The organism is Streptomyces gottesmaniae, assembly GCF_031845845.1.
GTDB lineage: Bacteria > Actinomycetota > Actinomycetes > Streptomycetales > Streptomycetaceae > Streptomyces > Streptomyces akebiae.
Genome location: NZ_JAVRFJ010000003.1, coordinates 322,356 through 341,537 on the forward strand (window position 1 = coordinate 322,356; position 19,182 = coordinate 341,537).

Sequence of the window (19,182 nt, forward strand, 5' to 3'; positions counted from 1 at the left end):
CGCGCCCGCTCACCGAAGCCGGACCGGTTACTGCTTCGCCTCGACCGCGTGGCCGCCGAACTGGTTGCGCAGCGCGGCGATCATCTTCATCTGGGGCGAGTCGTCCTGCCGTGAGGCGAACCGGGTGAACAGCGACGCGGTGATCGCCGGCAGCGGCACCGCGTGGTCGATGGCCGCCTCGACGGTCCACCGGCCCTCACCGGAGTCCTCGGCGTAGCCGCGCAGCTTCTCCAGGTGTTCGTCCTCGTCGAGCGCGCTGACGGCGAGGTCCAGCAGCCAGGAGCGGATCACGGTCCCCTCCTGCCAGGAGCGGAAGACCTCACGCACGCTCGTCACCGAGTCGACCTTCTCCAGCAGCTCCCAACCCTCCGCGTACGCCTGCATCATGGCGTACTCGATGCCGTTGTGGACCATCTTGGAGAAGTGGCCGGCGCCCACCTTGCCGGCGTGGACGTAGCCGTACGGCCCCTCCGGCTTGAGGGCCTCGAAGATCGGCTGGAGCCGCCGCACGTGCTCCTCGTCGCCGCCGACCATGAGGGCGTAGCCGTTCTGGAGCCCCCACACGCCGCCGGAGACACCCGCGTCGACGAACCCGATCCCCTTGGCGCCCAGTTCGGCGGCGTGCTTCTCGTCGTCCGTCCAACGGGAGTTGCCGCCGTCGACGACGGTGTCGCCCGGCGACAGCAGCTCCGCCAGCTCGTCGACGACGGACTGGGTGGCGGCGCCGGCCGGGACCATCACCCACACCGTGCGCGGGCCGTCGAGGCGCTCGACCAGTTCGGCGAGGCTGCCCACGTCGGAGACCTCGGGGTTGCGGTCGTAGCCGATGACGGTGTGGCCGGCGCGGCGGATCCGCTCGCGCATGTTGCCGCCCATCTTGCCGAGGCCGATGAGACCCAGCTGCATCGTTGCCATGTCAGTTCACCTGTTCCATGAGGGAGTCGAGCGGAGGCGTGTCAGTCGTCGGCGGCGGCGGTCTGCCCGTCGCCCCCTCCGCCGCGCAGGGCGACGGCGTACATCTCGTCGGCGTCGAGGCGGCGCAGCTCCTCGGCGATCAGCTCGGAGGTGGCGCGCACCTTCAGGGCGAGGGTGCGGGACGGCTGGCCGGGCAGGGTGAGCGTGGCGAGCGGGCCCTCGGGGCGGTCGATGACGACCTCGCCCTTCGCGGTGCCGAGCCGCACACCGGTGACCACCGGTCCGGCGGTCAGGACGCGCTCGACGGACACGCCCAGACGGGCCTCCAGCCAGCGGGCCAGCAGCTCGGCGCTGGGGTTGTCCGCCTCGCTCTCCACGGCGGCCGAGGTGATGGTCTCCTTGGCCTGGTCGAGGGCGGCGGCGAGCATGGAGCGCCACGGCGTGAGCCGCGTCCAGGCGAGGTCGGTGTCGCCGGGGGTGTACGACGTGACCCGCTGTTCGAGCGCGGCGAGCGGGGTCTCCACGGCGTACATGTCGGTGATCCGGCGCTGGGCGAGCGCGCCCAGCGGGTCCTTCGCCGGGTTCCGCGGCGCGTCCACCGGCCACCAGACCACCACCGGCGCGTCCGGCAGCAGCAGCGGCAGGACCACGGAGTCGGCGTGGTCGGACACCTCGCCGTAGGTCCGCAGCACGACCGTCTCGCCGGTGCCGGCGTCGGCGCCGACCCGTACCTCGGCGTCCAGGTGCGACTTGGTGCGGTCCTTCGGGGTGCGGGCGTGCCGCTTGATGACGACCAGGGTGCGCGAGGGGTGCTCGTGCGAGGCCTCCTCGGCGGCCTTGATCGAGTCGTACGCGTTCTCCTCGTCCGTCACGATCACCATCGTGAGGACCATGCCCACGGCGGGCGTGCCGATGGCCCGGCGGCCCTGCACCAGGGCCTTGTTGATCTTGCTTGCCGTGGTGTCAGTCAGGTCGATCTTCATGGCCTGCGCCAGCTCCGTCCGTCTTGTGCGAGCATCTCGTCCGCTTCCGCGGGCCCCCAACCGCCCGAGGCGTACTGCGCGGGCCTGCCGTGCTTGGCCCAGTACTCCTCGATCGGGTCGAGGATCTTCCAGGACTCCTCCACCTCCTGGTGGCGGGGGAAGAGGTTGGCGTCGCCGAGCAGCACATCAAGGATCAGCCGTTCGTACGCCTCCGGGCTGGACTCCGTGAACGACTCGCCGTACGCGAAGTCCATCGTGACGTCCCGGATCTCCATCGAGGTACCCGGCACCTTCGACCCGAAGCGCACGGTCATCCCCTCGTCCGGCTGGACGCGGATGACGATCGCGTTCTGCCCGAGCTCCTCGGTGGCCGTGGAGTCGAACGGGGAGTGCGGGGCGCGCTGGAAGACGACCGCGATCTCGGTGACCCGGCGGCCGAGCCGCTTGCCGGTGCGCAGATAGAAGGGGACCCCGGCCCAACGGCGGTTGTCGATGCCCAGCTTGACCGCCGCGTAGGTGTCCGTGGTGGAGGACGGGTCGATGCCCTCCTCCTCCAGATAGCCGAGCACCTGCTCACCGCCCTGCCAGCCGCCCGCGTACTGGCCGCGCACGGTGTGCCGGCCCAGGTCGTCCGGCAGCCGCACGGCCTTGAGCGCCTTCAGCTTCTCGGTCAGCAGCGACTCGGCGTCGAAGGCCGCCGGTTCCTCCATGGCGGTCAGGGCCAGCAACTGCAGCAGATGGTTCTGGATGACGTCACGGGCCGAGCCGATGCCGTCGTAGTACCCGGCGCGACCGCCGATGCCGATGTCCTCGGCCATGGTGATCTGTACGTGGTCGACATAACTCCGGTTCCAGATGGGCTCGTACATCTGGTTGGCGAAGCGGAGCGCCAGGATGTTCTGGACGGTCTCCTTGCCGAGGTAGTGGTCGATGCGGAAGACCTGCTCGGGGTCGAACACCTCGTGCAGCACCGCGTTCAGCTCGCGGGCGCTGGCCAGGTCGTGGCCGAACGGCTTCTCGATGACGGCGCGCCGCCAGGAACCCTCGGGCGGACTGGCCAGACCGTGCTTCTTGAGCTGCTTGACGACCTTCGGGAACATGCTCGGCGGCACGGAGAGGTAGAAGGCGAAGTTGCCGCCCGTGCCCCGGGAGCCGTCCAGCTCCTCGACGGCCTCGCGGAGCCGTTTGAACGCCTCGTCGTCACCGAAGTCGCCCGGGATGAAGCGCATCCCCTCGGCGAGCTGCTGCCAGACCTCCTCGCGGAACTCGGTGCGGGCGTGTTCACGGACCGCGTCGTGCACGATCTGCGCGAAGTCCTCGTCCTCCCAGTCCCGGCGGGCGAACCCCACCAGCGAGAAGCCCGGCGGCAGCAGACCCCGGTTGGCCAGGTCGTACACGGCCGGCATCAGCTTCTTGCGGGACAGGTCACCGGTCACCCCGAAGATGACGAGCCCGGACGGGCCCGCGATCTTCGGGAGCCGACGATCGCCCGCGTCCCGGAGCGGGTTGAGCCACTCGGCGGTCATTGCCCATCAACTCCCTTGCTGTTCAAGGACTTGCGTGTTCGAGGACGTGCTCACCGCGGTGTTCGGGCGGCCGTCGGTGGCCCCCACGGGCGCTTCGGTGGTCACAGTGATCATCTTCCTTCAGGGGCGCCCGTCAGCCGCGCATGGCGTCGGGTCCAGTTGTGCCGGCGAGCACGGCCTTCGCCGCCGCGACGACGTTCTCGGCGGTGAAGCCGTACTCGGCGAACAGGGTCTTCGCGTCGGCGGAGGCGCCGAAGTGTTCGAGGGAGACGATGCGGCCGTGGTCACCGACGTACCGGTACCAGGTCAGACCGATCCCCGCCTCGACCGCCACGCGGGCCCGCACGGACGGCGGCAGCACGCTCTCGCGGTATTCGCGCGGCTGTTCCTCGAACCACTCCACCGACGGCATCGACACCACCCGGGTGCCGACCCCCTCGGCCTCCAGCCGCTCCCGGGCGGCGACGGCCAGCTGCACCTCGGAGCCGGTGGCGATCAGGATCAGCTCCGGGATCGCGGTCGAAGCCTCCACCCGTACGTAACCGCCCTTCGCCGTACCGGAGTCGGGGGCGTACGTCGGCACGCCCTGGCGGGTGAGCGCCAGTCCGTGCGGGGCCGGGTTCGTGGTGTGCCGCTTCAGGATCTCGGCCCAGGCGATCGCCGTCTCGTTGGCGTCGGCCGGGCGGACCACGTTCAGGCCGGGGATCGCGCGCAGCGAGGCGAGGTGCTCGACCGGCTGGTGGGTGGGGCCGTCCTCGCCCAGACCGATCGAGTCGTGCGTCCACACGTACGTCACCGGCAGCTGCATCAGGGCCGACAGCCGCACGGCGTTGCGCATGTAGTCGGAGAACACCAGGAACGTGCCCCCGTAGACACGGGTGTTGCCGTGCAGCGCGATGCCGTTCATCTCGGCGGCCATGGAGTGCTCACGGATGCCGAAGTGGATCGTACGGCCGTAGGGGTCGGCCTCCGGGAGCGGGTTGCCCGCCGGGAGGAAGGAGGACGTCTTGTCGATGGTGGTGTTGTTCGACCCGGCGAGGTCGGCGGAGCCGCCCCACAGCTCGGGGATCACCGCGCCCAGCCCCTGGAGCACCTTGCCGGACGCGGCCCGGGTCGCCACGGACGTGCCCTCCTCGAAGGCGGGCAGCGCCCGCTCCCAGCCCTCGGGCAGCCGGCCCGCGACCACCCGGTCGAAGAGCCGGGCCCGTTCGGGGGAGCCGGCACGCCACTCGGCGATCCGCTTGTCCCAGGCGGCGTGCGCCTCCGCGCCCCGGTCGAGGGCGCGGCGGGTGTGGGCGAGCACGTCGTCGGCGACGTCGAAACTCTTGGCCGCGTCGAAGCCGAGGACCCGCTTGGTGGCCGCGACCTCGTCCGCGCCGAGCGCCGAGCCGTGCGAGGCCTCGGTGTTCTGGGCGCCCGGGGCCGGCCAGGCGATGATCGTGCGCATCGCGATGATCGAGGGCCGGCCGGTCTCGTCCCGCGCGGCCAACAGCGCGTCGTACAGGGCGTGCACGTCGACGTTGCCGTTGAACGCCGGCTCGATCCGCTGGACGTGCCAGCCGTACGCCTCGTACCGCTTCAGCACGTCCTCGGAGAACGCCGTGGCCGTGTCGCCCTCGATGGAGATGTGGTTGTCGTCGTACAGGAGGACCAGGTTGCCCAGCTTCTGATGGCCCGCCAGCGAGGAGGCCTCGGCGGAGATGCCCTCCTCCAGGTCGCCGTCGGAGGCGATCGTCCAGACGGTGTGGTCGAAAGGGGAGGCCCCCTCCGGAGCGTCCGGGTCGAACAGACCGCGCTCGTAACGGGCGGCCATCGCCATGCCCACGGCGTTGGCGACCCCCTGGCCCAGCGGACCCGTGGTGGTCTCGACCCCGGCGGTGTGCCCGTACTCCGGATGACCCGGCGTCTTCGAGCCGTGCGTCCGGAACGCCTTGAGATCGTCCAGCTCCAGCTCGTACCCGGCCAGGTACAGCTGGGTGTAGAGGGTCAGTGAGGTGTGGCCGGGGGAGAGGACGAAGCGGTCACGGCCGGTCCACTCGGGGTCGGCGGGATCGTGACGCATCACCTTCTGAAAGAGCGTGTACGCGGCGGGCGCGAGGCTCATCGCCGTACCAGGGTGCCCGTTGCCGACTTTCTGCACGGCGTCGGCGGCCAGCAGGCGGGCGGTGTCGACGGCGCGCCGGTCGAGTTCTGTCCAGTTCATCTTCAAGAAGTCCTCGATGAGACGGCGGAATTTGTCTGGCGTCTTCAAAAGTAAAAGTCTGACTTTTGTGGGGCGAGGTGGCGGTGTGCCAGCCTTCGGTGAAACTGGGACACCGACGACGCGACGGCGAGGACATGACGGACAGAGACTTCCCCGACGGTGACCGGATCAAGACCTTCCCGTTCCCCGTCGACCGCAGCCTCTCCGGCGTCGGCATGCGGATCGGCCCGATGGACGGCCGGCGCCCCTGGCGCGCGGACATACCCCTGGAAGGGGTCCACCGCATCGACTTCCACGTGGTGATGCTGTTCGACGGCGGCCCGGTGCGCCACATGGTCGACTTCACCGAGTACGAGGCGGGCGCGGGCGAACTGCTGTGGATACGGCCGGGGCAGGTGCATCGCTTCTCACACGCCACCGAGTACCGCGGGACCGTCCTCACCATGCAACCGGGCTTCCTGCCCCGCGCCACCGTCGAGTCGACCGGCCTCTACCGCTACGACCTGCCGCCGCTGCTCCGCCCGGACGCGGCCCAACTCGCGGGACTACGGGCCTCGTCGGCCCAGCTCGAACGCGAGTACGTCGACACCGACACCCTGCCGCCCGGCCTCCACACCGCCGTCCTGCGGCACTCCCTGACGGCCTTCCTCCTGCGCCTCGCCCATCTCGCCGCCGGCTCGACGGAGGAGGAGCACAGGCTCGACGACACCACCTTCACCCGCTTCCGGGACGCCGTCGAACGGGACTTCGCCGCCAACCACAGCGTCAGCGCCTACGCGGACGCCCTCGGCTACTCCCGCCGCACCCTCGTCCGCGCGGTCCGCGCGGCGACCGGCGAGACCCCGAAGGGCTTCATCGACAAGCGGGTCGTCCTGGAGGCGAAGCGGCTGCTGGCCCACACGGACCTGCCGATCGGCCGCGTGGGCGTCGCCGTCGGCTTCCCCGACGCGGCGAACTTCTCCAAGTTCTTCCAACTGCACGCCGGGACCACGCCGGTGGCGTTCCGGGCGGAGCTGCGGTGACGCACCGCGACGCACGGCGACGGGCGGGACTCCACCGCCGTGGAGTCCCGCCCGTCGCCCAAGTCGGCCGTCAGCGGCCGAAGTTGAACCAGTTCACGTTCACGAAGTCCTGTGCCTGACCGCTGCTGAAGGTCAGATACACGTCATGGGTGCCGGTCACCCGGGCCATGTTCGCGGGCACCGTCCGCCACGACTGCCAGCCGCCGGTGTTGGCGATCGAGAAACTGCCGACCGGTGCGTTCGAGCGGCTGTCGAGCCTGACCTCGACCAGTCCGCTCACCCCCGCGCCCGCGCCGGAGGCCACCCGGGCGACGAACTGCGTCGCGGCCGTGGAACCGAAGTTCACATTCTGGAAGAGCGCCCAGTCGCCGTTGGCCAGGGCACCGATGTTCTGGCCGCCCCCGCTGTCGGTCGTGGTCTCGGTGAGGGTGCCGCTCTGAGCGTTGTACGACTCGGCCTGGATGGCGCTGTACGCGTCACGGGTGCCCGTCGGCGGTGGGGTGGTGGTGCCCCCGGCGGCCGACAGTACCTGCACGTAGTCGACGACCATCGGCACACCGGAGCGGGTGTCACCGTCGAGCCCGCCGCCGAACGCGTCGGGGAAGGCGCCGCCCATGGCCACGTTCAGGATGACGAAGAACCCGTGGTTGGTGGCGTTGGTCCAGGTGGTCGCGTCGACCTGGTTGGCGTTGACCGAGTGGAACTGGGTGCCGTCGACGAGGAACCGGATCGTCTCGGGGGTCCCCGAGCGGTCCCACTCCATGGTGTACGTGTGGAACCCGGACTGGCAGGTCGTGTTGGGGCACGCGGTGGAGTTGCCGATGCCGGTCGTCTCGTTGCACGGGCCGCCGGGGTTGGTGCCGCAGTGCATGGTGGCCCAGACCTGGTTGCGCCCGTGCACGTTCTCCATGATGTCCAGCTCGCCGACGCTCGGCCAGTTCTGGTAGTTGCCTCGGTAGGGCGCGCCCAGCATCCAGAACGCCGGCCAGTAGCCCTCGGCGGCCGTCCCGGTGACGTTCGGCATCTGGAGCCGGGACTCGACCCGCAGCTTGCCGCCCGCCGGGGGCTGGAAGTCGGTGCGGTTGGTCTCGATCCGGCCCGAGGTCCAGCGCCCCGCCGCGTCACGGATCGGGGTGATGCGGAGATTTCCGTTGCCGTCGAGGGCGACGTTGGCGGTGCTGTTCGTCATCGTCTCGACCTCGCCCGTCCCCCAGTTCGCGGGGCCGCCGGGGTACGAAGTGCCGGTAGCGTACTGCCAGTTGGAGGTGTTGACACCGGTGCCGGCGGTGCCGTTGAAGTCGTCGACGAATACCTGCGTCCAGCCCGCGGGCGGGGTGGGGGCGGCGCCCTGCGCGGTCGTCGCCCAGGCCGTGGCCACCGCCAGCGCGGCGGCCACGGCGAGGAACGCGCGCCGGAGCGGGCGGCGACGTCCCACGGGTGTGCCGGTGACGGTTGTGCCGGGGGTTTCACTCATGGCGGCCTCTTCGGGTGTACGGAGTGAATGCGCGGGTGGGGGAGCGCTCCGTGGAGTCCCGTCCTGAGAGCGCTCTCAGAGAAGAGCGTGCGGTCAATGTGCGCTCCGGCGCCGCGGGCGTCAAGAGTTAAAGCGGAGAAAGTCCTTGCGGCAGCGCCGAGTTCACGATGTGAAGACCGGCCTGCCTCGGGAGGCGTCCGCGCCCACACGGCGGTGTGACGACCGGTCAGTCCCCGACGGTGGACACGGACGCCCCGGCCTTCGTCGGCTCGTCCGGGTTTACGGAGAAGGCCATGTTCCCGGCCGTCGCCACGATCGCGTCGTCCACGAGCAGCACCCCGGGCGGGGTGTCGGTCGCGATGTCCCCCGGGTCGTCGAGCGCGTCCGTGCGCCACACCTCGGCGCCCGTCCTGCTGTCCAGGGCCAGCAGCCGGCCGAACCGGTTGGCGAAGTAGATCTCGTCACGGTCCGCCGACACCACCGGCGCGGACAGGTTCTCCATGTCGGTGGTCCGCTCCCACAGCACCTTGCCGCTCTTCGCCGACACGGCGGTGACCGACCCGCTGGTCCGCACGAAGTACACGACCCCGTCCACGAGTGTCGCCGCACCGCGCAGCGCGCGCTTCAGCGGGATCCGGGTGGCCTTCCCGGTGTCCGGATCCACCCGCAGGAACGCGTCGTAGGGTCGCTCGTACCCCGCCTGGTAGACCTCATCGGTGGTCTCCGCCTTCAGGAACAGCGGTCGTCCGTCGACGGCGCCCAGGGCGAGCGACTTCTTCGGCAGCGGGGTGCGTGCCCGCGGAGTGCCGTCGTCCGGATCGAGGCGTACCAGCGTGAACGGTTGGGTGTCGAGGAAGTCGTCGCCCTCCCAGCACAGTTCGTACGGGTCGCCGCCGAGCGCCGAGGGGATGCAGTTGACCCCGGCCGGCTCGGACGTCAGCCACAGCTCCTTGCCCGCCGTGTCGTAGGCGATCACCTCGGAGTGGTCGGGCGTGAGGGTGAGCACGCCGCGGTCGAAGAGGGGCGCCGTCTCGCTCGCGCTGATGGGCCGGGCCCACCGCTCCTTCCCGGTCCGGGTGTCCAGGGCCACCAGGCGCCGCTGGGTGCTGTCGGGTTCCGTGTAGACGAAGACCAGGCCGTCCCGTACGCCGATGGGCCGGGCGGTCTGCGGAAGTTGCCCGTACCGCCATCCCGTGCTCCCGGTGGCGGCGTCCACCTTCGCGACGAGGAAACCCGTACCGCCGCAGTACAGGTCCGTCCCGTCCGTCACGCAGCCCGTCTCGTCGTAGTTGACCGGGATGTGATCGGCGGGAAGACCGCTGTCGGCCCGCAGCCGTGTCTGCCACGGCCGCCAGCCGTCGGGGAGCGACGCGGAACGGTAGCCCACGGCGCTGCCGCTGTCGCCGCCGGACGCCGTCGTGTCGTCCTCGGCCCCCGCGTACAGGAGCAGCGCGGCGCTCAGCGCCGAGACGGTCAGGGCGGCGCCGAGGCCGACGAGGAGCAACTGCCGTCTGCCACGGAGACTGGTGCGGCGCCTGCCCGCGGGTCGGCCGTCCAGCGGGTCGCTGTCGAGGCGTCCGCCGTCCGCCGGCCGGTGGTCGGGCCGCCGGTCGTTCGCGGTCGTGTCGTCCGCCCGGCCGGCATCCGTTCGTTCCGTGTCCGTTCGGTCCGTGTCCGTTCGGTCCGCGTCCGGTCGCTCCGCGTCGGCCTGTCCGGTGGTCCTCCGGTCGGTCCTGGGCCGTCCAGTGGTCCTTCGGTGGGGGTCGGTCCGGTCGGTCTCCGTTCGCGCGGAGTCCGCCCGGTCGGTCTCCGTTCGCCCGGAGTCCGCCCGCCCGGAGCCCGTCGGAGTTCCCGGCCCTGATCCCGATCCCGATCCCGACCCCGTCCCAGGCACCGGCGTCGGGGTCGGCGAGGCGCCCCCGGTGCCGCCGCCGGGCGACGTCGCCAACTCCAGGAACAACCCGTGCAGTTCGGCGAGACCCGGGCGGCGCACAGGGTCCTTGTCCAGGCAGCGTTCGGCGATGGCCCGCAGCGGCTCGGGCACCGCGTCCAGCTTCGGGGCCTCGAACATGACCTGATAGCCCGCCAGATAGGGGCTCTCGGCCTTGAACGGGCTGTCCCCGCTGGCCGCGTACACCAGCAGCGACCCCAGCGAGAACACGTCCGACGCGGCGGTGACGTCCCTCGCCGAGCGCAGCTGCTCCGGTGACATGAACGGCGGGGTGCCGATCACGCGTCCGGTCACGGTGAGCGGCAGGTTGTCCCCGGCGCGCGAGATGCCGAAGTCGATGACGCGCGGGCCGTCCTCGGCCATCAGGACGTTCGCCGGCTTCAGGTCCCGGTGCACGACCCCGGCCCGATGGATGTCGCGCAGCGCCTCGACCAGCCCCAGCGCGAGGCCCCGGATCCGGACACCGTCCAACGGACCCTCCTCGCGCACCAGATCGGAGAGCGTCGGAGCCGGAACGTACTGCGTCGCCATCCAGGGCCTGGCGGCCTCCGGATCGGCGTCCACCACGGCAGCCGTGAACGCTCCGCTCACCCGGCGCGCCGCCGCGACCTCCTGACGGAACCGGGAGCGGAACTCCTCGTCGTCGCGGTACTGCGCGTGCACCAGCTTGATCGCGACCAGGCGCCCCGAGGCGGACCGCGCGCGATAGACGACCCCCATGCCACCCGCGCCGAGCCGGTCCTCCAGGGCGTACCCGCCTATGACGGCGGGATCGTCGTCCCTCAGCGGCATTTCCCCTCGCGCTCTTGTCCGTACGACAGCCCCGTACGGATCAGCCTAGGCGATCCGTACGGGGCCGCCCGACGTGGGGCGCCGGAGAGCCGGAGGGGACCGGTGAGCGGTTCCTCGTCGGATCCCGGCTTATTCGATGGCTCCGCCCGATGCGGCCCGTTACCTTCCCCGCATGGCGAACACTCAGGGCACGTGCACGGACCGGTTCACCGCGGTGCGCGAGGCGTTGGCGGCCTCGTTGGACGACAAGGACGTGGGCGCCTCGGTCGCCGTGTACGTGGACGGCGAGCCCGAGGTCGACCTCTGGGGCGGGTACACCGACCTCGACCGCACGGTTCCGTGGGAGCGCGACACCCTCACCCACGTGTGGTCCACCACCAAGACGATGACGGCCCTGTGCGTGCTGATGCTCGCCGACCGGGGCGCCCTGGACCTGCACGCCCCGGTGGCGACGTACTGGCCGGAGTTCGCGGCGGCGGGCAAGGAGGACGTGCGCGTCAGCCATGTGCTCTCGCACACGGCCGGGCTGCCCCGTTTCGAGGAGCCCACGACGCTGGAGGACCTGTACGACTGGCCGACCGTCACCGCGCGCCTGGCCGCGCAGGCGCCGGCCTGGAAACCCGGTACCGAGGCCGGCTACCACGCGATGACCCAGGGGTATCTGCTCGGGGAGATCGTGCGTCGGGTCACCGGCCGCAGCCTGGGCACCTTCCTCGCCGACGAGGTCACGGGACCGCTGGGCGCCGACTTCCACGTCGGGCTCTCCGCCGAGCACGACCACCGGGTCGCGCCGATCATCATGCCGCCCTCCTCCCCGCCCGGGGACGGCCCGCCGCCCAACCCCGTCATCCCGGACGGCACCCCCAACACGACCGCCTGGCGCCGGGCCGAGATCCCGGCCGCGAACGGTCACGGCAACGCCCGCTCGGTCGCCGCCGTCCAGTCGCTGCTGGCCTGCGGCGGCGCGGCGCGGGGCGTGCGGCTGTTGTCGGAGGAGGGGTGCGAGCGGGTCCTGGAGGAGCAGTTCGACGGCACCGACAGCGTCCTGCGTGTCCCGATGCGCTACGGCATGGGCTACGGCCTGAACGGCGGGCAACTGCCCAACCCCCGTACCTGTTTCTGGGGTGGCTGGGGCGGCTCGCTCGTCCTGGTCGACCTCGACGCCCGGATGACCGTGGCGTACGTGATGAACCAGATGATCGACGGAGGTCTCGGCGACGAACGGGGCTTCATGATCCTCGCGGCCGCCTACGAGGGCCTGTCGGCCTGAACGACCCCACGGCACAACCGCATCGGCGGTATCACCTCTCACCGCCCCCGGGACACCTTCGGGGGCGGTGAGAGGCATGTCACGGGCGTCTGGCAAGATCACCCGCAGCCGATGGAACCAGAACCCCGCATTCCCCCTCTCCAGGGGCGGGGGCGCGCGGTCGGTCGTCGCGGTCTCCGCCGACCTGTCGCAACAAGCTGTTCATGCCCTGTGCATGGTTCTGCTCCGAGCACCTCGTCCACCATCGGACCACGACCGCCCGTCGATCCCCCAGGAGTTCGCATGCCCAGCCGCCGCCGTTTCCTCGCCGGGACCGCCGCCGTCGGCGCGACCGGGGCGGCGGCCGGCTGTGTCGCGCACGAGGGACGCGAGGTCGGGGCCCGCGAAGCCGCCGCTCCCGGGACGAGTCGGCCGTCCGCGCCGGTCGTGCCCGCGGCCCGGACCCCGTCGCAGCGCCTCAACTTCGTGGTCGTCCTCGCCGACGACCTCGGCTACGGCGAACTCGGCTCCTACGGACAGAAACTGATCGACACGCCGCGCCTGGACGCCCTGGCCGCCGAGGGGCTGCGCTTCACCGACGCCTATGCCGCCGCCCCGGTGTGCGCCCCGTCGCGCTGCTCCCTGCTGACCGGGCTGCACAGCGGCCACGCCACCGTCCGGGAGAACCCCTGGGGGCCGGGCGGCCAGGGCGCCCTGACCGAGCGGGACTTCACGTTCGCCGAGGCGCTGCGCGCCCTCGGCTACCGCACCGCGCTCATCGGCAAGTGGGGCTTCGGCCCGGAGCGCCCGAACCAGCCCAGCCACCCCAACTCCCGTGGCTTCGACCAGTTCTACGGCTATCTCACGCACAGGCACGCGCACGAGTACTACCCGACGTACCTGTGGGACAACGGTGAGAAGCAGGAGATCCCCGAGAACCGGGACGGCGCACGCGAGGTCTACGCCCCCGACCTCATCGAGGAGCGGGCCCTCGGCTTCGTCGACACCCACAAGGACCAGCCGTTCCTGCTGTTCCTCGCCCCCACCCTCCCGCACGCCCCGAGCCTCGCCCCGAAGCCCGGCGCGTACGCCGACGAGCCCTGGTCCCGCCCCGACAAGGCCCACGCCGCCCAGGTCAGCGGGCTCGACGGCCTGGTCGGCTCCCTCGTGGACCGACTCCGGGCACACGGCATCGACCGGCGCACCGTCGTCCTCGTCACCAGCGACAACGGCCCGCACGAGGAGGGTGGCACCGACCCCGACCTCTTCGACGGCAACGGCCCGCTGCGCGGCTACAAGCGCAATCTGTACGAGGGCGGCATCCGCGTCCCCCTCATCGCCTGGTCCCCGCAGCGCGTCCCCGTCGGCACCACCGACCGCCCGACCCCGCTGATCGACCTGCTGCCGACCCTCGCCGAACTCGCGGGCGCGCCCGCCCCGTCGGACATCGACGGGCTCTCCGCGGCTCCGCTGCTGCGTGCCGGCGGCAAAGAGGCCGCCCGCCACGACCACCTGTACTTCTACCGCAACCACAGCGGGGTCACCCCGCGCGCCGACCGGGTCGACGGGGGCCGGACGCGGCGGCTGGCCGAGGCGGTGCGGCGCGGGGACCACAAGGCCGTGCGGTTCGCCCCGGGACAGGACCGTGAGGCGCCCGACGACCGCTGGGAGGTCGAGCTGTACGACCTCGCGCGGGATCCCGGGGAGCGGAACGACCTCGCGGCGGCGCGGCCCGCCGAGGCCGACGCGTTGGTGCGGCTCATGCGGTCCTCGTGGGTGGACGACTACCGGCGTGCGCCCTACGGCGTCACCCTCGAGGTCGCCCGCGCGAGCGGTGGGTTCCGCGTCACCGCGACCTTCGCCAACGGGTCGGCCCGTCCCTGGACCGCCGCCCGGCTCGCGCTCGCCGCGCCGAGCAGCTGGCGGGTGCGTGCGCTCGGCACGGTGACTGCGGACCGCATCCGCCCTGGTGGGCGGTTCGTCGTCCGCTGGGAGGTCACGCCGGCTGCCGATGCCGGGCAGGGGTGGCTCACGGCCCGGGGTACCGCCACTCACGCGGGGGTCGCGGTGATGTACGCGGCGCAGGCGTCGGCCACGAGATAGGCGCCCTTCGGGGCTGCTGTCCCGCGGCACCGCCGGTCAGGTGGGCGAGGAGCCCCGGCCCGGGATCAGTGAACCTCGGCGGGGTTCGTCCGGCTGCCAGCCCAGGGCGCGGGAGATACCGCGCGCCGCCACGCGCACGGCGGGCGTCAGCACGGGTACCTGGGCGCCCATGTGGGGCACCACGACGGAGACGGCGGCGACCACGGCCCCGCCGGGCCCGCGCACGGGGGCGGCTACCGACAGCGCGTCCTCGGTGACCTGACGGGCACTCACCGCAACGCCCGTGCGCCGCACTTCGGCGAGCACCCGGCGCAACTGGGGCGCCGCCCCGATGGTGTACGGGGTGAAGGTGGCCAACGGCCCCTGGCAGTAGGCCTCTTGGGAGGCCGGGTCGCTGTGCGCGAGGAGCGCCAGGCCCACGCCCGTGGCGTGCAGGGGCCAGCGGGCGCCGACCCGTATGTGGACGCCGACGGCGGAGCGTCCGGAGAGCCACTCGATGTAGACGACGTCGTCGCCGTCGCGGACCGCGAGCTGCACGTTCTCGTGCGTCGCCTCGTACAGGTCCTCCAGGTACGGCAGCGCGATCTGGCGCAGTGCGAGCCCGCGCGGGGCGAGCGCCGCCAGTTCCCAGAGCCTGAGCCCGACGTGGTAGATCCCGTCCGCGTCCCGCTCCAGGGCGCCCCACTCGGTGAGCGCGCCGACCAGGCGGTGGGCCGTGGTGAGGGTCAGCCCGGCCCGGCGGCTGATGTCGGTCAGCGAGAGCGCCGGGTGGCCGTGGTCGAAGGCGGCCAGCACCGCGAGCAGCCGGTCGGGCGCGGAGCGGACGGCCCCGGGCGGTGTGCCGCCCGGCGCGGTCTGCTGGGGCACGGGCCCCGGCGTCGGCAGCGCGTCGGTGGTCATCGGCATCGTGTCACCCCAGTCCGGCCTCGGCGATCTTCTGCAGCAGCACATGGAGCGTCTCGCGCTCGGCGGCGTCGAGGGGCTCCACCAGTTCGTCGGAGACGCGCTGTCCGGCCTCGTCGGTGTCACGGAGGAAGGACCGGCCGTCCTCGGTGAGCACGATGATCCGGCTGCGGCGGTCGTCGGGGGAGGGGCGCCGCTCGGCGAAGCCCAGCTTCTCCAGGTCGTCCACCAGTCCGACGATCGCGCTCGGGTCGTAGCCGAGCGACGCGCTCAGCTCGCGCTGGAGTGCCCCCGGGGACGTGGCCAGGAAGCGCAGCAGGGCGTAGTGCCGCAGCCTGAGGCCCGACTCCTGGAGGGAGGCGTTGAACAGCTGTCCGGACCGCAGCCCCAGCCGGTACAGCAGGTAGCCGGTGTCCGCGTGCAGCCCGCGCATCCACGGCTCGTGCGCGTCGATCGAAGCGGCGTCCTGTGTCTGCTGGCGGGTGATGGCGGGCTCCCTGGTCCAGGGCCTGTCGTGCGGATCAGGCCTGCGCCCCTGGGTGGGGCGGCGCGTGCGTACCGTCCCAGCATGACGCAACGCCCGGGGAACAACAACTATTGACGTCAACAACTATTGCTCTTAACTTCGATTTCGAAGCCGCACTTCGACCTCGAAGCCGCTCCGCCACTCGAAGGGACCCCACTCGTGCCCAGCATCGATCTCACCGGCAAGGTCGCCGTCGTCACGGGCAGTGGCCGTGGCCTCGGCCTGGCCTACGCACAGGCCCTCGCCGCCGCCGGGGCCTCCGTCGTCGTGAACGACATCGACGAGGCCGTGGCCGAGGCGGCCGTGAAGTCCATCACCGAGGCGGGCGGCAAGGCCGTCGCCGAGGTGGTCCCGGTCGGTACGACCGAGGCCGCCGAACGTCTGGTGGCCCGCGCGGTGGAGGAGTTCGGGCGGCTCGACATCCTGGTCACCAACGCGGGCATCCTCCGCGACAAGGTGCTGTGGAAGATGTCCGACGACGACTTCGACGCGGTGATCACCACCCACCTCAAGGGCACCTTCACCTGTGCCCGTGCCGCCGCGATCCGCATGCGCGAACAGGGCGAGGGCGGCTCCCTCATCCTCGTCGGCTCCCCGGCCGGCCAGCGCGGCAACTTCGGCCAGACCAACTACGCCGCCGCCAAGGCCGGCATCGCCGCCTTCGCCCGCACCTGGGCGATGGAGCTGGGCCGCGCGAACATCACCGTCAACGCGATCGTGCCGGTCGCCGCCACCGCGATGACCGAGACCATCCCGGTCTTCGCCCCGTACGTGGAGGCCCTGCGCGAGGGCAAGCCGTTCCCCGACTTCCTGCGCAAGGGCGAGGGCTTCGGCACCCCCGAGGACTGCGCGGCCCTGATCCCGTTCCTCGCCTCCGAGGCGGCGCGCGGAGTCACCGGCCAGGCCATCGGCATCGGCGGCGACAAGGTGGCACTCTGGTCGCATCCGCAGGAGATCAAGACGGCGTACGCGAACGGCGGCTGGACCCCCGAGGCCCTCGCCGACGTCTGGCCGACCTCGCTGGGTGCCGAGCCGCAGACCGTGGGCATCCCCGCCCCGAAGATCCCGGAGGCGTGATGAGTGCCGCAGACCCCGTCATGAACGTGGACGAGCTGGTCGCGATCGACGTCCACACCCACGCGGAGGTGTCCTCGAAGAAGGGCACGTCGTCGCTGGACGACGAACTGCACGACGCCTCCTCCGCCTACTTCAAGGTCGAGGGCAAGCGGAAGCCGACCCTGGAGGAGACGGCCGCCTACTACCGCGAACGGAAGATGGCCGCCGTGATCTTCACGGTCGACGCCGAGTCCGCGACCGGCACCGAGCCCGTCCCCAACGAGGAGGTCGCCGAGGCGGCCGCCGCCAACGCGGACGTGCTGATCCCCTTCGCCTCCATCGACCCCTTCCGCGGCAGGGCGGGCGTGAAGCAGGCCCGGCGGCTGGTCGAGGAGTACGGGGTCAAGGGCTTCAAGTTCCACCCCAGCGTCCAGGGCTTCTTCCCCAACGACCGCGCGGTGGCGTACGCCCTCTACGAGGTCATCGAGGAGACGGGCACGATCGCCCTCTTCCACACCGGCCAGACGGGCATCGGCGCCGGCGTGCCGGGGGGCGGCGGCATCCGCCTGAAGTACTCCAACCCGCTGCACGTGGACGACGTCGCCGCCGACTTCCCGCACCTGAAGATCATCCTGGCGCACCCGTCGTTCCCCTGGCAGGACGAGGCCCTGGCGGTCGCCACGCACAAGCCGGGCGTGCACATCGACCTGTCCGGCTGGTCGCCGAAGTACTTCCCGCCGCAGCTTGTGCAGTACGCGAACACCCTGCTCAAGGACAAGGTGCTCTTCGGCTCCGACTACCCCGTCCTCACCCCCGACCGCTGGCTCGCCGACTTCGAGAAGCTGTCGATCAAGGACGAGGTCAAGCCGAAGATCCTCAAGGAGAACGCCGCCCGCCTGCTCGGCCTGACGAAACCGTAGAGGACGCAGATGGACCTCCCCATGTGCAATGACGGACAGGGGCACAGACATGCGCAATGAGGGACTGGGGTCGTGGCCCGCCCGCCGGGCCCGCAAGACCCCGCACCGCACCGCGCTGATCCACGGCGAGACGAGCCTCACCTACGGGGAGCTGTACGAGCGCACCACGCGCCTCGCCCACGCCCTGCGCGCCTCCGGCGTACGCCGCGGCGACCGCATCGCCTACCTGGGGCCCAACCACCCCTCGTACCTGGAGACACTGTTCGCCGCCGGCACGCTCGGCGCGGTCTTCGTCCCGCTCAACACCCGCCTCGCGGGCCCCGAGATCGCCTACCAGCTGGCGGACTCCGGGGCCAAGGCGCTGGTGTACGGCGCCGGGTTCACCGCACTCGTCGCCGGACTGCCGGGCGACGAGACCGACGTGCGCACGTTCGTGGAGATCGGCACCGAGTACGAGGCGCTGCTCGCGAGGGCCGGGGCCGAGCCGATCGACCAGCCGGTCACGGCCGACGACACCTGCATCATCATGTACACCTCGGGGACCACGGGCCGCCCCAAGGGCGCGATGCTCACCCACGGCAACATCATCTGGAACGCCGTCAACGTACTCGTCGACCAGGACGTCATCACCGACGAACGCGCCCTGGTCTCCGCCCCGTTGTTCCACACGGCCGGGCTGAACATGCTCACCCTGCCGGTGCTGCTCAAGGGCGGCACCTGCGTCCTGGTCGAGGCCTTCGTGCCGGAGGCCACCTTCGACCTGATCGAACGGCACCGGATCACCTTCATGTTCGGCGTGCCGACCATGTTCGACCAGATCGCCCGGCACCCGCGCTGGGCCGACGCCGACCTGTCGTCGCTCAGGATGCTCTCCTGCGGCGGCTCCCCGGTGCCGACCCCGCTCATCGCCACGTTCCAGGAGCGCGGGCTCACCTTCCTCCAGGGTTACGGCATGACGGAGGCGGCCCCCGGCACGCTCTTCCTCGACGCCGAGCACGCCGTGAGCAAGGCCGGGTCGGCGGGCGTGCCGCACTTCTTCAGCGACGTACGGGTCGTCCGCCCGGACATGACCCCGGTCGACGTCGACGAGCCCGGCGAGGTCGTCGTCCGCGGTCCCCATGTCATGCCCGGCTACTGGGGGCTGCCCGAGGAGACGGCCGCGGTCTTCGCCGACGGCTGGTTCCGCAGCGGGGACGCGGCCCGGATCGACGAGGACGGTTACGTCTTCATCGTCGACCGCATCAAGGACATGATCATCTCCGGGGGCGAGAACATCTACCCCGCCGAGATCGAGGACCAGCTCCTCGCCCACCCCGACATCGTCGAGTGCGCGGTCATCGGCGTCCCCGACGACAAGTGGGGCGAGGTGCCGCGAGCCGTGGTCGTGCCCCGGGAGGGCTGTGCCCTGGACGCCGACGAGGTGCTGGCCTCGCTGGCCGGACGACTCGCCAAGTACAAGATCCCGAAGTCGGTGGTGATCGCGGACGAGCTGCCCCGCACCGCCTCCGGAAAGCTCCTCAAGGCCCGGGTGCGCAAGCGCTACGGCACCAACTCTTAGC

At 71.5% G+C, this 19,182-nt stretch carries 14 protein-coding genes; 6 read left to right on the forward strand and 8 right to left on the reverse strand.

Features of this window, described 5'->3' with window-relative positions; translation table 11 throughout:
* Positions 1–27: 27 nt before the first annotated feature.
* The 4 genes from gnd to tkt form a co-directional block, all read right to left on the reverse strand.
* On the reverse strand, positions 28–906 hold the full coding sequence (gnd, locus tag RM704_RS05590) for a phosphogluconate dehydrogenase (NAD(+)-dependent, decarboxylating) (RefSeq protein WP_033529677.1): 879 nt from the start codon (positions 904–906) through the stop codon (positions 28–30).
* Positions 907–956: 50 nt separating this feature from the next.
* Positions 957–1,898: a glucose-6-phosphate dehydrogenase assembly protein OpcA gene (gene opcA / locus RM704_RS05595; RefSeq protein WP_033529676.1), complete on the reverse strand. Its 942-nt coding sequence runs from the start codon at positions 1,896–1,898 to the stop codon at positions 957–959.
* A complete protein-coding gene (gene zwf, locus RM704_RS05600; protein ID WP_033529675.1) occupies positions 1,895–3,424 on the reverse strand; it encodes a glucose-6-phosphate dehydrogenase in 1,530 nt (509 codons plus the stop codon). The genes opcA and zwf overlap by 4 nt, the downstream gene beginning before the upstream one ends.
* A gap of 133 nt (positions 3,425–3,557) precedes the next feature.
* Positions 3,558–5,627, reverse strand: a complete 2,070-nt coding sequence (gene tkt, locus RM704_RS05605) for a transketolase (protein ID WP_033529674.1) — start codon at positions 5,625–5,627, stop codon at positions 3,558–3,560.
* A gap of 134 nt (positions 5,628–5,761) precedes the next feature.
* Between tkt and RM704_RS05610 the strand changes: the two genes are divergently transcribed.
* Complete coding sequence (locus RM704_RS05610; protein ID WP_033529673.1) at positions 5,762–6,649, forward strand: helix-turn-helix domain-containing protein; 888 nt, start codon at positions 5,762–5,764, stop codon at positions 6,647–6,649.
* 70 nt (positions 6,650–6,719) lie between these two features.
* On the opposite strand, the gene RM704_RS05615 is transcribed toward RM704_RS05610, so the two are convergent.
* Both RM704_RS05615 and RM704_RS05620 read right to left on the reverse strand, forming a co-directional pair.
* The gene (locus tag RM704_RS05615; protein WP_033529672.1) at positions 6,720–8,123 is read right to left on the reverse strand and encodes a glycoside hydrolase family 16 protein; all 1,404 of its coding nucleotides are present in this window, start codon (positions 8,121–8,123) and stop codon (positions 6,720–6,722) included.
* Positions 8,124–8,349: 226 nt separating this feature from the next.
* Positions 8,350–10,866 carry a serine/threonine-protein kinase gene (locus RM704_RS05620; RefSeq protein ID WP_033529671.1) on the reverse strand — a complete coding sequence of 839 codons (2,517 nt, stop codon included), beginning with the start codon at positions 10,864–10,866 and terminating at the stop codon, positions 8,350–8,352.
* A gap of 172 nt (positions 10,867–11,038) precedes the next feature.
* Here RM704_RS05620 and RM704_RS05625 point away from each other — a divergent pair, with 172 nt between their 5' ends.
* Both RM704_RS05625 and RM704_RS05630 read left to right on the forward strand, forming a co-directional pair.
* On the forward strand, positions 11,039–12,136 hold the full coding sequence (locus tag RM704_RS05625) for an EstA family serine hydrolase (RefSeq protein WP_033529670.1): 1,098 nt from the start codon (positions 11,039–11,041) through the stop codon (positions 12,134–12,136).
* Positions 12,137–12,418: 282 nt separating this feature from the next.
* Complete coding sequence (locus RM704_RS05630; RefSeq protein ID WP_033529669.1) at positions 12,419–14,218, forward strand: sulfatase-like hydrolase/transferase; 1,800 nt, start codon at positions 12,419–12,421, stop codon at positions 14,216–14,218.
* A 36-nt stretch (positions 14,219–14,254) separates the two neighbouring features.
* On the opposite strand, the gene RM704_RS05635 is transcribed toward RM704_RS05630, so the two are convergent.
* Together RM704_RS05635 and RM704_RS05640 are read right to left on the reverse strand one after the other, a co-directional pair.
* On the reverse strand, positions 14,255–15,124 hold the full coding sequence (locus tag RM704_RS05635) for an IclR family transcriptional regulator (RefSeq protein ID WP_033529668.1): 870 nt from the start codon (positions 15,122–15,124) through the stop codon (positions 14,255–14,257).
* 4 nt (positions 15,125–15,128) lie between these two features.
* Entirely contained in the window at positions 15,129–15,554 is a 426-nt protein-coding gene (locus tag RM704_RS05640; RefSeq protein ID WP_033529667.1) for a MarR family winged helix-turn-helix transcriptional regulator, read from the reverse strand.
* Between the two features lie 252 nt (positions 15,555–15,806).
* Between RM704_RS05640 and RM704_RS05645 the strand changes: the two genes are divergently transcribed.
* The 3 genes from RM704_RS05645 to menE are packed head-to-tail and all read left to right on the forward strand — an operon-like array spanning position 15,807 to position 19,181.
* Entirely contained in the window at positions 15,807–16,724 is a 918-nt protein-coding gene (locus RM704_RS05645; protein ID WP_033529666.1) for an SDR family NAD(P)-dependent oxidoreductase, read from the forward strand.
* Positions 16,725–16,744: 20 nt separating this feature from the next.
* Complete coding sequence (locus tag RM704_RS05650; RefSeq protein WP_033529987.1) at positions 16,745–17,623, forward strand: amidohydrolase family protein; 879 nt, start codon at positions 16,745–16,747, stop codon at positions 17,621–17,623.
* Between the two features lie 49 nt (positions 17,624–17,672).
* A complete protein-coding gene (menE, locus tag RM704_RS05655; RefSeq protein WP_033529665.1) occupies positions 17,673–19,181 on the forward strand; it encodes an o-succinylbenzoate--CoA ligase in 1,509 nt (502 codons plus the stop codon).
* The last annotated feature ends 1 nt before the right edge of the window (position 19,182 follow it).